Below are 15,465 nucleotides of genomic sequence, written 5' to 3'. Positions count from 1 at the left end.
CATAGATGCGGGCAATGGCGGAACGGTTGGTCGCGTATGAGAGACGGATGATCGAGAGAGAGTTCCGCCGCACAGGGATGGACTCCTGCTTCCGCGGCAATGACGGAGGCGTCCTCAGAACCATCCGTAGTTGAAACTGATACTGATCCGCTCGGCCGCGACTGGATTGGGTGCAACTTCATGCCGCAGCCAGCTTTCGAACAGCACGAAATTCCCTGCTTCCGCCGGCAGCACAACCCACGGACGGTTCTCGGGGCGCGCGTCGACTTTGCGCGGCGGCGCCCCCATGAAACGATCCAGCCTCGGATCCTCGAACTTGATGCCGGGCGATCCCTTCGGCGTCTGCACATAGTACGTGCCGCTGATCGTCGACAGCGGGTGCAGATGCAGGCTGTGTACAACCTGCCGCGGCATGATGTTCACCCAGCAATCGGTCATGACGAGAGGTCGGTTCTCGACGTCCAGTTCGAGCTTGCGCACGAAGCTCTTCACATGCCGATCCAGTCTGCGCTGCAGAGCGGCGAATGTGGGCGACACACGCTGCATCTGCGCAACCGAGTTATAGGACGTATAGCCGCCCGGATAGTTCTTCTTCGACCAGCGCTGACCGGCTTCGTCGTCCTCGCGAAGCTGCAGACACTCACGAAGCAGGCGCTGATTGAAAGCGCGCCATCCCGCCTGGCTCAGCCGGGCGGTGTGCACGAGCGTCGGAAAGAATCGATGGGTCGTCATGATGAGAGCGTAACCAGTTTCACGCCGGGAATGGTATGGTCGCGCAGGCCGACAACATCTCAAACCGGGGGATCTTCCATGCGTTCGTTGCTGCGGACTCTGTGCCTCACGATGCTCACTGCGCTTTCGATGACGGGGACGACGGCACTGGCCGCCGCCGATACCAAGCTGGCGCCACTGACGATCTACCACATCGAAGGACGCCGGTCGGAACGGCTCGTCTGGCTCTGCGAGGAAATCGGACGCCCGTATCAGCTCGAATACAAGCGCGGCAACATCGTCGGGTCGATGGCCACGATCCGCGAAATCAGCCCGCTGATGCCCGTTGCTCCCACCGTGCGTTACGGCGACCTCGTGATGGTGGAATCGGGCGCAATCATCGAGCTCATCCTCGCGCGCGAAGGTGGCCAAGGCCTCGTGCCGCCGGTCGACTCTGCTGACTACGCGTACTACCTGCAGTGGATGCACTTCGCTGAAGGCTCATTCGCATCACGCGTCATCGCCGACTACCGCGTGGAAATGCTCAACGTGCAGAAGCCCAACCTCGGCTACAAGCTCGTCGACTCCGAAGCCGTGCTGAAGTTCGCGGATGCGTTCCTCGCGAAGAACCCCTACTTCGGCGGCAGCAACTTCTCGGCGGCCGACATCATGATGCTCTTCCCGACGAACTTTGCGGCCGGAATGAACGTCGTCGATCTCGCGGAATTCCCCAACGTCGCCACATGGAAGCAGAAGGTCGAGAGCCGGCCGGCTTACAAGAAGATGCTCGAAGTGGCGCGACCTGATGGGTTGGTGGGGTCGCCGAAGCCGCTGCCGAAGAAGGAGTGACAGCCCGTCGTCCCCGCGAAAGCGAGGACCCCAGCTCCGTCATCCCCGCGAAAGCGGGGACCCCAGCTCCGTCATCCCCGCGAAAGCGGGGATCCATGCCTCTGGCCCGGATGGATTCCCCCGTACGCGGGAATGACGGAGAAGCTGGATTCCCGCTTAGGCGGGAATGACGAGTTCCCCCCTCCCCCCAAGCGCCTCCAGCACCAGGCGCCGAAACCACAGATTCGCCGGATCGTCGTTCACGTTCGCGTGCCAGTACACGAAGCTCTCCAGCGGCGACGCCTCGCCTGGAAACGGCAACACGCGATTCGACGTGTGACGATTCGCAAGGTCTGCCTGATTGCGTGTCATGGTTACGATCAGATCCGAATGACTGACGATCTCGCTCGCAGCGACATGCTGCTGGCAGCGCACGCGAATTCGCCGAGAGAAGCCCATGCGGTTCAGCACGACGTCTTCGTACCCGCCGCCGTGACGGCGACCTGTCACCAGCACGTGATCCATCGCGAGATAGGTTTCTATGTCGAGCGAGTCGCCGATGACGGGGTGCCCTGGCCGGACCACGACCACGAGCGGCTCCGCACTGATGCCCTCGCGGCGAACCTCCAGCGACAGCGGCAACCCCACATCGATCCCGATATCGAGTTCGCCGCTCTGCAGATCCTCCTCGAGATCGCGCCGCTCGATTCTCACGGCCGCGATATCGACGCCAGGGGCTTCCTGGCGCACCCGCTTCGTCAACGCTGGCAGGAATGAGATCTCGATGGCTTCGCGCACAGCCATCGTGAACGTGCGGTCGCTGGTCGCCGGATCGAACTGACCGGCGAACTGCATCATGTGCTCCAGCGAGCCCAGGGAACGGCCGATCGTGGCGGCGAGCGCTCTTGCCTTGGGTGTCGGCACCATGGCGTTGCCGTGGCGCTCGAACAGAGGGTCATCCAGCAATTCGCGCAGGCGCGCCAGCGCATGACTGACGGCGGGCTGAGAGAGGTGCAATCGCCGGCTCGCGGGGGTAATCCCGCCTTCGCGATAGATCGCGTCGAAGACGGTGAACAGGTTCAGATCGATCCGGGACAACTGCATCTTCCGGTCTCCGCGGCCATTCGCAACGCTCATTTTCCGCCATGCAGAGATTGCATTGGCGTTGGGCAGGCGACGGCTGCAAGGTAGTGGCAAGAATCGTACTGCTTGGCGGTCCCTCTGTCCCGCGGCCTGCCCCAACTTCGCAACACAGGTGTCCCATGGAATTCGACTACAGCCCCCGCGTCCGTGAGCTCCAGGCCCGGCTCCTGCGCTTCATGGACGACCACATCTATCCCAGCGAAAAGGCCTATGAGCACGAAATCGCGACGAATCGCCGCAACGGCAACGTCTGGGTGCCGGTGAAAGTCATCGAGGAACTGAAGCCGAAGGCGCGCGACGCCGGACTCTGGAATCTCTTCCTGCCCCGCTCGCCTCGCGCGCCGCAGGGCCTGTCTAATCTCGAATACGCCCCTCTGTGCGAAATCATGGGCCGCGTGCCCTGGTCGCCGGAAGTCTTCAATTGCTCGGCACCCGATACAGGCAACATGGAGACGATCGAGCGCTACGGCACGGAAGCGCAGAAAGACGAATGGCTCGAGCCACTGCTCGCCGGAAAGATCCGCTCAGCGTTCCTGATGACCGAACCCGCGGTCGCCTCCTCCGATGCGACGAACATCGAATGCAGCATCCGACGCGACGGCAGGCACTACGTCATAAACGGCCGCAAATGGTGGTCCAGCGGCGCGAATGACCCGCGCTGCAAAGTCTACGTGCTGATGGGGAAGACCAATCTCGAGGCCGGACGCCACGAACAGCAGTCGATGATCCTCGTGCCTTCAGATGCACCGGGAATCACCGTCATGCGCCACCTCCCTGTCTTCGGCTACGACGATGCGCCTCACGGCCACGCGGAAGTCGATCTGAAGGACGTGCGAGTGCCGGTCGAGAGCATTCTCCTCGGCGAAGGTCGTGGTTTCGAGATCGCGCAGGGCCGCCTCGGCCCGGGCCGCATTCATCATTGCATGCGGTCGATCGGCGTCGCTGAACGCGCGCTGGAGCTCATGTGCAAGCGTCTGCAGTCGCGCGTGGCGTTCGGCAAGCCGATCTCCTCGCAGTCCGTATGGCACGAACGAATCGCTGAAGCACGCTGCACGATCGACCAGGCACGACTCATGGTGCTCAAAGCCGCGTACATGATGGACACGGTCGGCAACAAAGTCGCGCGCAAGGAAATCGCCATGATCAAGGTGATCGTGCCGAGCATGACGCTCCAGGTGATCGACTGGGCGATCCAGGCGCACGGCGGCGGCGGCGTCAGCGACGAATTCCCGCTCGCAAAGCTGTGGGCCGGGCAGCGCACGCTGCGTCTCGCCGACGGCCCGGACGAAGTTCATCGCAATGCCATCGCAAAGATGGAGCTCGCGATGCACGCAGGCCGGCCTGATGCGAATGTCGCGATGCCGATCACCCGCGGGAGCTGAGTCATGAAGCACGTCGTCTTCCTCGCGCCCGGACAACTCGAATGGCGCGAGGTCGCCGACGCGCGCGTGCAGGGTCCGGACGAAGCGGTCGTAAGACCTGTCGTCGTCGGGCGCTGCGACCTGGACCGTCTGTATCTCGCTGGCCGCATGCCACTTGCCGCCGGCGAACCCATCGGTCACGAGATCATCGGCGAGATCGTCGAACTGGGGGATCGTGCCGGACGCATGTTCAGCGTCGGCCAGCGAGTATTCGTCGCGGCTCAGATCTCGTGCGGTCAATGCGCTCCCTGCAAGCGTGGAGCGACGAGCCGCTGCACCAGCGTTCCCTTCGGTGCGAGCTATGGCATGGGCCGAGTGGGTAACTATGGCGGCGCGCTTTCTGAGCGGATTCGCGTGCCCTTTGCAGAGGCGATGCTAGTACCGCTCCCACCTGGAATGGACCCGGTACCTGCGATCGGTCTTGCAGACATGGCTACAGACGCATGGCGCGCGGTTGCTCCACAACTTGCCGTGCGACCGGCAGGACGCGTTCTCGTGACTGCCGGTCCCTGTCCTGTTATCTCGCTATACGCCGCGGGCCTCGCAGTCTCGCTCGGCGCAAGCAGCGTGGACTACGTGGATACGGATAGCTCCCGCCGCGCTATCGCAGAGGCGTATGGCGCAACCACGCACCAGAGCATTGCGTCGACGGAGGCTGGCTATGACGTCGTTGTCGACGGCGCCAGCGATCCGGAAATCCTTGCGGATGCCGTTCAACGATGCGCACCGGATGCGTTGGTGACCAGCGTCGCGCCGCCGTTCAGCGCCCCGCCGCTGCCGATGCTCGCGATGTATCACAAGGGAATCACATGGCGCGTCGCGAGGCCGGATTGTCGTGCCGGCCACGACGGCGCCATCGACGCGTGCATGCAGCGCGGATTCCGCCCCGACCGCGTCGGACCGAAGGTTTTTCGGTTCGATGACGCGATTGAGGCGTGGCTGGATCCGGCGTTGTATGTGGCGGTGCGGACCTGAACCCGTCATCCCCGCGGAAGCGGGGATCCATGCCTTTGGCCCGGATGGATTCCCGCTTTCGCGGGAATGACGCTCCTCGTCCTACACCGCCAGCAGCGCAATCACATTCCTGACCGCGATCGCCATCAGCACCAGGCTCGCACCCGCGAACACGAAGAACCTCACCGGCACGAAGTTCGACGTGCACTGAATCAGTGAATGAACCACTCGCAGGCCAACGTAGGTCCATGCCAGCGCAACGTTGAGTCCGTCGGCCACTCCGACGAGATGGGAGTAGATCACGAGCGCATAGAAGACCGTCGGCTGCTCGTGAAGGTGATTGTAGTTGTCCGCGATCTGCTGCACCGACACCGGCAGCGGATCGAGATCCTGCTTGCGCTTGATGATTTTCGGATCGATCCGCGCGGCTTTCATCGCCGGCAGGCGCGTCGCGTACAGCCAGAACCAGATCACGAACGTCCACAGGATCAACGCCAGCACGGGCGTCATGATATTCGGCACCATCGTTCTCCCCTTCTGTTGTCCGGCTGCGCCGGGTTGTTCTACGAATTCATCGCGAATCCATCAGGGCGCGAGGGCCGCCTGGTACTGCGCCGGCTTGAAGCCGATCAACAGCTCGTTGCCCTTCTCCAGCACAGGTCGCTTGACCATCGACGGCTGAGCCAGCATGAGCGCAATAGCTTTGCGCTCGTCGAGATCGGTGCGATCGGACTCCGGCAGCTTGCGGAATGTCGTGCCTGACCGGTTCAGAACGATCTCCCAGCCGAGGGCCTGGCACCAGCGCTCGAGATGGGCCCGGTCGATGCCGGCGGCCTTGTAGTCGTGGAATTCATACGCGATGCCATGCTCATCCAGCCAGGTCCTGGCCTTCTTCATGGTGTCGCAGTTCTTGATGCCGTAGAGGGTGATGGCCATGGGGCCATACTAAGGACGTCCGCACAGGGAGTCATCCTGGAGCATGGCGTCATACCCGCGAAAGCGGGCATCCATGCATCGAAGAAGATGGATTCCCGCGTTCGCGGGAATGACGGAGGGGCTTAGGCGCGGGCCGCAACCTTCAGCAGATCGGTCTCGACATCTGGCAACCCGATGCGGTGCCCATTGAGGAAATCACGAGCCCGAGCCGCGGAGCCCGGCTCCGCGAACAGATACCCCTGAGCGTACCGGCATCCCAGCCGACGCAGCGCTTCCAGCTGCGACCAGGTTTCCACGCCTTCAGCGATGACCTTGATCCGCAGGTGCTGCGCCATTGCGAGGATCGCTGCAACGATGGCGTGATCGTTCGTATCGGTAACGAGATCGCGAATGAAGCTGCGGTCGATCTTCAAGCAGTCGACACGCCAGCGCTTGAGGTAGCTCAAGCTCGAGTAGCCGGTACCGAAGTCATCGATGGCGACCCGCACGCCCAACGTGCGCAGCTCGCTGACTTCGTCGGTCCCCGAATCATCCTGTCGCGAGTCCTGCTGTTCGAACATCGCGCTCTCGGTGAGCTCGATCTGGAGCATCGACGGTGAAAGATCGCTGGCCCGCGTCAGTTCTTCGATGCGTGCCCGCAGGCTCGCACGCTGCAACTGCGCTGCTGAAACATTCACCGCCACGGGCACCAGCACCGAGCCCTGCTTGCGCCAGCTCGCCATATCCGAGATCACGCGCTGGAGCACGAAGTCCCCCAGCGGCACGATGAGTCCGGTTTCCTCGGCGATCGGAATGAACCGCGTCGGCGAAATGTAGCCTTCTTCCGGGTCCTTCCAGCGCACGAGGGCCTCGAGCGTCACGACGCGGCGGGTCTCGATGTCGATGAGCGGCTGGTAGTGAACTTCGATGCGCGACTTCTCCAGCGCATCGCGCAGGCTCGCCTCGATGGCCACCCGCTCCTTCAGCTTGCTGTCCATCACCGGGCTGAACACCTGGAAGTTGTTCCGCCCGCGCTCCTTGGCCTGATACATGGCCGTGTCCGAATGCCGCAGCAGCGAACCGACATCCTCGCCATCGCGCGGATAGAGACTCACACCGACGCTGGCAGTCGTGACCAGCGGCTTGCCGTCGATGACGATCGGAGCATTCAGGGTGGCAGTGATGCGGGCCGCGGTCTCGTTCACCTGCGCGCTCTTCACCGCCGTCAGGATGACGACGAATTCGTCGCCGCCCATTCGGACGACGACGTCCTCTGCCCTCACAGCATCCTTAACACGTTGAGCAACGGTCCGCAGGAGCTTGTCGCCGACCTCGTGACCGAACGTATCGTTCACGTGCTTGAAGCGATCGAGATCGAGGAACAGGACGGCGAGCGGAAGCTTGCGCTTGCGCGCTTCTTCCATGGCGATCGGGAGATGGGCCGCAAGGAACAGCCGGTTCGGCAGGCCAGTCAGCTGATCGTGATGCGCGAGCTTGTCGAGATGATCCTGTTTCTCGAGCAGCTGCGCCTCGATCTTCCGGCGAAGTGCGCTGCCATGCTCCGTCTGCTCGAGCAGCTCTCGATGGCGCGCTTCAATGTCTGCGTGCTGCTCGCTCAGCGACCTGAGCCGTCCACGGACGCTCAGGGCCCAGCCGGCGATACCGGCGGCGGCGAGAAGACTCAGGCAGGTGATCGCAATCAGCATCTTCGCGGCTTCGGCTTCGTTCTTGGGGCGAGATCCATCGCAGTGCCGCAAGATGTTGACGGCATTGGAGGATCGGCTCCACCGCGTCATTCGAAAACACGACGTAAGTCCGGAAGATTTGACAGAACGACCCGCAGGCGGGCCGAAACGATCGGGGATCGCCCTATCCCGGAGTGGGAATGAAACGTTCCGCGCGCAGTCGTGCGCAGCTTCCTACTTTGGCGTGGGCGCGGCGGCGAATCGAAAGAGGAATGGCAACGCATCGCCGATCGTGACGGACCACACATTCCAGGAGTGCCCGCCATCCACGATGCGCAACTGCGCCGGCTGCTTGTTCCGGCGCAGTTTCGAATAGAACTCGACGGCGGCTTCCTCGATGAAAAACTGATCATCGTCGCCGGAGTCGATGTACATGGGTACCGGCAGGTTCTTCGCCAGGTACGCGTCCCAGAGGCCCGGATAGTTGAGACTGCGCCAGATCTGCGCATCGAACTCCGGAGTGCCGAAGACGCCGACGCGACGCGCCGATGAGTTCGCCGGCGGCTCATCCGCGTAGATGGCGGGCGACAACAGCCCGGCCGCGGCAAACAGCTCCGGATACTTCATCGCGAATCGCATCGCGCCGAAACCGCCCATCGACAGCCCTGCGACCACCCTGCCTTCCCTGCGTTCGATCGTACGAAAGCGCTGCTGAACCTCCGGGAGCAGATCGTGGATCACCGCGGTTTCCATCTTCTCCTTGCGGTCGACGAACCAGGTCGTGCCCGCTTCCGGGATCACGATGACTGCCGGCGGCATCTTTCCCTCGGCGATCAACCGATCGGCTGTCTGCTGTATCTGGCCGGACGCGACCCAGTCGTACGCCTTCTGGGCATTGCCGTGGAGGAGATACAGGACGGGATAGCGCAGGTCGGAGCTGTCGTAGCCCGTCGGGAGATACGCGATGTAGCTCCATTTCCGTTGCAGCGACGGTGAATCGAATTCCCGGGTGGTGACGGTGCTTGCAAAGGACAGGCTCGCCAGCAGCGAGCCCGCCAGGATGAGAATCGCGCGAATCGTCTTCATCCCTGCGATGCTACTTCTTCGCCTGCTTCGCGGCAGCTTCCGCCTTCTCCTTCTCGCGTTCGGCCGCAAGAATTCCGGGCAGCGCATAGTTGCCCTCGTGGCACGCGTATTCGTAGATATTCACGTCCGCGGCGATGAAAGGCAGCTCACCCGTGAATTTCGATCCGAAGACCGTCGGGTCCTCGATCGTGAACTGGTAGTCGATCTTGTCGGCAGCGACGCGCCTGAAGCGTTCGGTGATGACTACGTTCTCGCTCGATCCACGAAAACTCTGGTCCGGCCGGAAGTTCGTGGTCTCCACGACGAGCGTGTCCCCTTCCCAGCGGCCGATCGAATCACCCATCCATTTGCGCAGGGATGCCGGCGGATGCTCGCCGCCGATCCGGATCATCCGTACGTCGTGCACCATCTCCACGAGGATCATCACGTGCCCGGGCGACTGCACGATCTGGTAGTAGCTGTTGTACATCGTCGGCAGCATCGGCGGCCCTGCCGACGAACCGAACGAAAGCAGGCACCGTTCACCGAGAGGACGCTGCTCCGGTCCGTCAGCTGCCGACTCACCGCGCATGCGAGCTGCAAGGCGACTGCTGCCGTCGCTGCGCACCGGAATTCTTCCGTTGGGCGGATCGACGATGATCGACGATCGGTACTCGCCATCGATGACGGCCGCGGTCATCCCGCGATCCGTCCAGAACAGGTTGTAGTTCCCGACGGGCGGAAGCGCGCCGGCCTCGATCTGTTTGCTGGGATCACTCGGTGCTGCATCGGCGGCCACTGCACCGCGAGCCTTCTTCTCGATGGCGATCGCTTCCTCTTCGGTGAGTGCGCGGCGATTGCCCAGCTCCGCGGGCCGCTCGAGCGGTGTCTGCGTCGCATTCGTCCACACACCCTGCAGGTCCGGCGTTCCGTCGGGCAGGCGCGGAGCCTTGTAATCAGCCGCGGACGCAACAACCGGCAGAAACATCCACAGCAATATCGTTACGCGCGACTTCATCTCATCCCCTAATCGCTGGCATTGCGCAAGTGTACGACGCACACCGTCCGGTGTTCCCTCGGGAACCACCTGCCATTACAAACCTTTGCACTGCTCCCCTCGCACGGAGCGCAAACTCTGAGGCACGCTTTCGATCATTGCGAACACAACAAGACCTTGTGAGGGCTACTGGAATGTCATCGATTCACAGGCACGTGGCGACTGTGCTGACCGCGTCGAGTCTGTTCTGCGCATCGAGTCTGCTCTCTGGCGCGGCTCTCGCGCTGCAGACGGGCGACGTCGTCGACAACTTCCGCCTGACCGATCACCAGGGTGTCTCGCGCGAGTTCTACTATCTCTCGGACATGAAGGCTGTCGTACTGCTGACGCAGGGCAACGGCTGCGACGCATCGACGGATGCAGCGAAGGCACTCGAAGGCCTGCGCGGCAAATATCCGAATGTCGAATTCCTGCTGCTGAACGCGAACCTTTCCGACTCGCGCGAGGCGATCGTCAAGAAGACGAAAGCCGCCGGCATCACGCTTCCTGTTCTTGTCGACGACACGCAGATCATTGCAGAAGCGCTCGGCGTCACTCGCAATGGCGAAGCCGTCGTCATCGACACGAAGGGCTTCAAAGTCGCGTATCACGGCGCTCCCGCAGGCATCGCCGGTGCAGTGGATGCGGTGATCGCCGGTCAGAAGCCAGCGGCCTCCACCGCTGCAACAGGCTGCGAGATCAAACTACCAGAGCGCGCACGCGTGAGTGAGCACGCCAAGATCTCGTATGCGAAGACCATTGCGCCGATGCTCGAGGAAAAGTGCGTCGCCTGCCACCGCGAAGGCGGTATCGGTCCGTGGCAGATGAGCAGCTACGAGATGGTGCGCGGCTTCTCACCGATGATCCGCGAAGTCGTTCGTACACAGCGCATGCCCCCGTGGCATGCCGATCCTCACTACAGCACCTTCAGCAACGACCGCGGCCTGAGTGTCGAAGAGGCACGCACGCTCGTTCACTGGATCGAAGCCGGTGCCCCGCGCGGCGAAGGCGCCGATCCGCTGAAGGCGCAGCGCAAGGATTGGCCGGCCTGGCCGCTCGGCGAACCGGACCTCATCATTGAAACACCGGCGTTCACGACACCGGCGACAGGCGTCATCCCGTACCAGATGGTGCAGGTGAAGAATCCGCTCGATCACGATGTCTGGATCCGCGCAATCGACTATCTGCCCGGCCAGCGCGCCGTGCTCCATCACATCATCGCGTCCGCGGGCGGTGAGCGCCGCGGCGCTACGAGTCTCTACAACTATGTGCCCGGCGCCGAGCCGCTGGAAATCCCCGCGGAGAACGGCATTCTGCTGAAGGCCGGCACGACGATTCATTTCCAGATGCACTTCACGCCGAACGGCCAGGAGCTGACGGATGTGACGAAGCTCGGCCTGTACTTCATGAAGGAACCGCCGAAGTACAACTTCCGCAGCCTGATCTTCGCGCAGCCGCGCCTGAAGATTCCGTCCAACACGAAGGTGCACACCGAAACAGCTGAACGCGTCCTTGATCAGGACGCTGTCCTGTTCAGCCTCCACCCGCACGCGCACTTCCGCGGCAAGTCAGCCAGCTTCCTGGCGAAGTACCCCGACGGCCGCGAAGAAATGCTGCTGAACGTCCCCAACTACGACTTCAACTGGCAATCGACCTACGACCTGGTGAAACCGCTGACCGTTCCGGCGGGCACGAAGATCATCTACACCCAGGTATTCGACAACTCCTCGCAGAACAAAGCGAACCCCGACCCGAACCGCACGGTTACCTGGGGCGAACAGACCTGGGACGAAATGGTCTTCGGAGTGATCCGGTATCGGAACGTGAAGGAGGACAATTCCGACGACGACAAGAAGAAGGAGCCGTCGCAGGAGGAGTTGTTCAGCGAAGCCAGCTAGGAAGCGACGAGCGGCGAGCGATGAGCCATAAGGACGAACTCCTGCTTCTGGCTCACAGCTCGTCGTTCATGGCTCACCGCCTCTTCAGTATCTCGCCTCGAACCCAAACCCCATGAAGTTGATTCCACCCTTCGTCTCGGCAAAGAGTCCGAAGACGCTCGAGCGGTGGAAGATGAAGAAGCCGAAGTAGACTTCGTCGATCTCCTTGCTGATGAGGTTGTCGAGCGGGCCGAACTGGCGCAGAGGGACGTCGATGGTCCACTCGACGTAGTTCATCAGTTTCTCGGAAGTGACGTCCTCGCCCTTCTTGAGGAAGTCGCGCTGCTCGGCGAGCGGGATCTCCGTTAGATAACTCAGTCCCTCGCCGAGCCCGAAGCGCACGCGCTTCTGCGTCCAGGGCAGGCGCCACGAATAGTGGGCCTTGATGTAAGCGTTGATGCCGTACCCGTCATCCTGCAGGCCGTGCGAGTTGACCCACTGCAATCCCACGTTGCCGGTCAGTTCAATCGGCCAGCCGAACATCGCGGGACTGAGCTGGCGTCCCCAGCTGCCGGCGATCATGTACTCGCCTTCCTCCGAGGCCTCGTAGTCCCCCCAGACAGCGGTAGTGAGATCCGTCTCGGACGAATGGCCCCAGCTCAGGCGAACGTTGTCGCGGCCGCCCTCTGCGTGAGCCGATTGAAACGCAAGCCCGGTGGCGAGCAGGAGCACGCAGGTACAAAAGGACCGCGCGGGCCGTGCGGTAACTGACGGCGCCGAAGACGAAATTGGGGATTCCAAGGCTGATCAACCCGAACGGACGAAGGCGGGCTTGCAGCATACCTGCTTTGTCCGTCGTGGAATGTACGGCGATCTCTCAAACCCGGTCAGGAATGTGCACTAGCGTTCGGCGGTGAGTGCTCCTACCTGTCGCAGGTTGCGCGATCTCTACAGCAGGCGGGCGAGCATCGCGTCCTTCTGCGCCCGCACAGTCGGGTGATAGCAGTCGGCAGGCTGTGCGCCGAGATGCCCGATGCATGCATTGCAATCCAGGCAGCGCGGACCGGGCTCATTGCGCTGTATGTGGCGATAGAAAAGCGGATCGGCCAGGAAGGGCCGCCCCGCCGATACGATGTCGCATCCCTGATCCGAGATCGCAGCCTCCATCGAAGCCCGCGTCCGGAAGCCTCCGACACAGATCACGGGAATCGAAAGTTTCCGCCGGAACTGACGAGCGTACGCAAGATTGAAACCTTCGCGCCTCGGCCACAGCAGATCGAACAGCAAGGCAAGTACGGGCCAGAAGATCCGGAAGCCCCAGCGCCGAACGAACGGCAGATAGCGCATGCCGCCCTGAGTCATGTTGCGCAGGCATCTGCCGAACGTGCCGTGGACCATCGGCATTCCGGACTCGTAGTGACCGACGGAAATCTCCACTGCGTCGACACCCTCAGCAGCCATCGCTTCGGCAATGCGCACGAGATCCGGCGTCTTCAATCCATGGCGCAGCGGCAGGTCGTCGCTGCCGTTCATCTTGAGAATGATCGGGAAATCCGGGCCTACTCGCGCGCGTATCGCCCGAAACACATCGCGCAGCATGCTGAGTCGCTGGTCGAACGAACCGCCGTAGCGGTCCGTGCGGCGGTTCGTGTGCGGCGTGAGGAACTGGCTCATGAGATAGCCGTTGGCCGCATGGATCTGCACACCATCGAATCCCGCCTGCTTGCAGCGCCACGCCGCACTTGCATAGTTGGCGATCACTCGCTCGATTTCGGAGAGCGACAACTCGCGCGGCAACGTTCCCGTCACAAGCTCTTTGACAGCGGAAGCTGAAACCGCTTCGGTCAGTCCCGCGAAGTCCGGCACGACCTGCCGGCCGCAGTGATTGATCTGCGCAAACATGCGCGCCCCATGCGCATGGACTGCATCAGTGAGTTGCTTGAGTCCGGGGATCTTGTCGTCATCGTCCGCACCGAGTTGTCGCGGGGCGGACTTCCCTGCCCGGCAAACATAGATGTTGCCGGTGATGATGAGCGGCGTGCCGCCCTGCGCGATCGGAATGTAGAACTGCAGAAGCTCCGGCGTCACGAAGCCATCGTGACTCGCGCGCGTCTCCGCCGTCGCGGTCTTGATCAGACGGCCCGGCAGCGTCAGCTTGCCGATACTGACCGGCCTGAACAGCGGACTGTCGACTGCTTCCATGAGCGCTCCGGGGCGGGACTGGAGCAATGCTCGGCCACGTGCGGAAACGCGAGAATGGTACGAAAGAGCTAGAGGAAGCGGTTGGCGGTTGGCGGTTAGCGGTTAGTCAGAATGGATATGACGTAATCCGCCCCGTCATTCCCGCGAACCCGGGGATGACGGAGCACTCAGGCGCTATATGAACGCGAGGTCGTCGCCCCGCCGTGTCCCGTCCAGTCGGTGTGGAAGAACTTGCCGCGGGGTTGATCGACGCGCTCGTAGGTGTGGGCGCCGAAGTAGTCACGCTGGGCCTGCAGCAGGTTTGCGGGGAGGCGGCCCGAGCGATAGCCATCGAAATACGCAAGTGCAGCACTCAGGCACGGCACGGGAATGCCGCTTTCTACGGCTGCGACGATCACCCGGCGCCAGGCTTCGTGCCTGCCGACAACTGCATCCTTGAAGAAGTTGTCCAGCAGCAGGTTGTCGAGCTGCGGATTGCGATCGAATGCCTTCTTGATGTCGCCGAGAAAGGCGGACCGGATGATGCAGCCGCCGCGCCAGACGAGCGCGATGCCGCCGTAGTTGATGTTCCACTGATAGGCTTTCGCTGCGCTGCGAAGCAGCAGGTAGCCCTGCGCATAGCTCACGATTTTCGCCGCGTACAGCGCCTGACGCAGGTCGTCGACCAGGCGCTTGCGATCGCCCTGGTAGGACGGTGTTGCGACGTTCAGTTGCGGCGCCGCTTTTGCGCGGGCTTCTTTTTCGGCCGACAGTGAGCGGGCGAATACAGCTTCGCCGATCAGCGTGAGCGGCACCCCCTCATCGAGCGCTTCCACGACGGTCCACTTGCCGGTTCCCTTCTGGCCGGCCGCGTCGAGAATGACGTCAACTGTCGCTTCGCCGTTGGAGTCACGAAACGCGAGGATGTCGCGCGTGATCTCGATGAGATAGCTGTCGAGCTCACCGCGATTCCACTCGGCGAAGACGGCGTGCATCTCTTCGTTGTTCATGCCGAGCACGCGCTTCATCACGTCGTAGGTTTCGCCGATGAGCTGCATGTCGCCGTACTCGATGCCGTTGTGCACCATCTTCACGAAGTGCCCGGCGCCGTTCTCGCCCATCCAGTCGCAGCACGGATCGCCCTCCGGCGTGCGCGCACAGATGGCCTGAAAGATCGGCTTGATGTGCGGCCAGGCCGCCGGACTGCCGCCCGGCATCAGCGACGGTCCGTTCAGGGCACCTTCTTCGCCGCCGGATACGCCGGAGCCGACGAAGAGCATCCCCGCCTCCTCGACGCGGCGCGTGCGCCGGATCGTGTCGGTGAAAAGGCTGTTGCCGCCGTCGATGAGAATATCGCCCGGCGAAAGCAGCGGCAGCAACTGTTCGATGAGCTCATCGACGGGCTTGCCCGCCTTTACGAGCATCACGATCTTCCGGGGCGCCTTCAGTGCAGCGACGAGTTCCTGCGGACTATGCGCACCGGTGAACTTCTTGCCGGCGGCACGGCCGGCGATGAAATCGTCCACTCGCGCCGTCGTGCGGTTGTAGACCGCCACCTGAAAGCCGCGGCTCTCCATGTTGAGCGCGAGATTTTCGCCCATCACCGCCAGCCCGATCAGTCCGACATCCGCCACTGCATTCGTCATCGC

14 protein-coding genes are annotated in these 15,465 nt (G+C 62.6%); 4 read left to right on the top strand and 10 right to left on the bottom strand.

All coding sequences use genetic code 11. The features are described from left to right. Positions 1-114: 114 nt before the first annotated feature. Positions 115-732 carry a TIGR02466 family protein gene (locus tag HNQ60_RS04305; RefSeq protein WP_184329765.1) on the bottom strand — a complete coding sequence of 206 codons (618 nt, stop codon included), beginning with the start codon at positions 730-732 and terminating at the stop codon, positions 115-117. A 78-nt stretch (positions 733-810) separates the two neighbouring features. On the opposite strand from HNQ60_RS04305, the gene HNQ60_RS04300 reads away from it, so the two are divergent. After that, entirely contained in the window at positions 811-1,560 is a 750-nt protein-coding gene (locus tag HNQ60_RS04300) for a glutathione S-transferase family protein (protein WP_184329764.1), read from the top strand. A gap of 156 nt (positions 1,561-1,716) precedes the next feature. Here the strand turns inward: HNQ60_RS04300 and HNQ60_RS04295 are convergent, their stop codons facing one another. Further along, a complete protein-coding gene (locus HNQ60_RS04295; protein WP_184329763.1) occupies positions 1,717-2,643 on the bottom strand; it encodes a LysR family transcriptional regulator in 927 nt (308 codons plus the stop codon). 158 nt (positions 2,644-2,801) lie between these two features. Between HNQ60_RS04295 and HNQ60_RS04290 the strand changes: the two genes are divergently transcribed. Beyond that, positions 2,802-4,064 carry an acyl-CoA dehydrogenase family protein gene (locus HNQ60_RS04290; protein WP_184329762.1) on the top strand — a complete coding sequence of 421 codons (1,263 nt, stop codon included), beginning with the start codon at positions 2,802-2,804 and terminating at the stop codon, positions 4,062-4,064. 3 nt (positions 4,065-4,067) lie between these two features. Further along, a complete protein-coding gene (locus tag HNQ60_RS04285) occupies positions 4,068-5,078 on the top strand; it encodes a zinc-dependent alcohol dehydrogenase (protein WP_184329761.1) in 1,011 nt (336 codons plus the stop codon). 81 nt (positions 5,079-5,159) lie between these two features. On the opposite strand, the gene HNQ60_RS04280 is transcribed toward HNQ60_RS04285, so the two are convergent. From HNQ60_RS04280 to HNQ60_RS04260, 5 genes are all read right to left on the bottom strand, one after another. After that, the gene (locus HNQ60_RS04280; protein WP_184329760.1) at positions 5,160-5,582 is read right to left on the bottom strand and encodes an MAPEG family protein; all 423 of its coding nucleotides are present in this window, start codon (positions 5,580-5,582) and stop codon (positions 5,160-5,162) included. A 60-nt stretch (positions 5,583-5,642) separates the two neighbouring features. Then, positions 5,643-5,993 (bottom strand): ArsC family reductase, encoded by a 351-nt coding sequence (locus HNQ60_RS04275; protein WP_184329759.1) that lies wholly within the window; start codon positions 5,991-5,993, stop codon positions 5,643-5,645. 122 nt (positions 5,994-6,115) lie between these two features. Further along, entirely contained in the window at positions 6,116-7,678 is a 1,563-nt protein-coding gene (locus HNQ60_RS04270; RefSeq protein ID WP_184329758.1) for a putative bifunctional diguanylate cyclase/phosphodiesterase, read from the bottom strand. Positions 7,679-7,891: 213 nt separating this feature from the next. Beyond that, positions 7,892-8,743 (bottom strand): alpha/beta hydrolase, encoded by an 852-nt coding sequence (locus HNQ60_RS04265; protein ID WP_184329757.1) that lies wholly within the window; start codon positions 8,741-8,743, stop codon positions 7,892-7,894. Between the two features lie 10 nt (positions 8,744-8,753). After that, positions 8,754-9,740, bottom strand: a complete 987-nt coding sequence (locus HNQ60_RS04260) for a hypothetical protein (RefSeq protein WP_184329756.1) — start codon at positions 9,738-9,740, stop codon at positions 8,754-8,756. Between the two features lie 173 nt (positions 9,741-9,913). Between HNQ60_RS04260 and HNQ60_RS04255 the strand changes: the two genes are divergently transcribed. Further along, entirely contained in the window at positions 9,914-11,656 is a 1,743-nt protein-coding gene (locus HNQ60_RS04255) for a redoxin domain-containing protein (protein ID WP_184329755.1), read from the top strand. An 84-nt stretch (positions 11,657-11,740) separates the two neighbouring features. Here HNQ60_RS04255 and HNQ60_RS04250 read toward each other — a convergent pair whose 3' ends face one another. The 3 genes from HNQ60_RS04250 to gnd form a co-directional block, all read right to left on the bottom strand. After that, positions 11,741-12,367, bottom strand: coding sequence for a hypothetical protein (locus HNQ60_RS04250; RefSeq protein ID WP_184329754.1), 627 nt, complete (start codon positions 12,365-12,367; stop codon positions 11,741-11,743). A gap of 216 nt (positions 12,368-12,583) precedes the next feature. Then, positions 12,584-13,837 carry an oxidoreductase gene (locus tag HNQ60_RS04245; RefSeq protein WP_184329753.1) on the bottom strand — a complete coding sequence of 418 codons (1,254 nt, stop codon included), beginning with the start codon at positions 13,835-13,837 and terminating at the stop codon, positions 12,584-12,586. A 167-nt stretch (positions 13,838-14,004) separates the two neighbouring features. Continuing rightward, on the bottom strand, positions 14,005-15,462 hold the full coding sequence (gnd, locus tag HNQ60_RS04240) for a decarboxylating NADP(+)-dependent phosphogluconate dehydrogenase (protein ID WP_184329752.1): 1,458 nt from the start codon (positions 15,460-15,462) through the stop codon (positions 14,005-14,007). Positions 15,463-15,465 lie beyond the last annotated feature (3 nt).

It is taken from the genome of Povalibacter uvarum (genome assembly GCF_014202975.1).
GTDB classification, from domain to species: Bacteria; Pseudomonadota; Gammaproteobacteria; order Steroidobacterales; family Steroidobacteraceae; genus Steroidobacter; species Steroidobacter uvarum.
The sequence above is the reverse complement of the archived record's forward strand: the minus strand, read 5'-3'. Positions and strand labels throughout refer to the sequence as shown.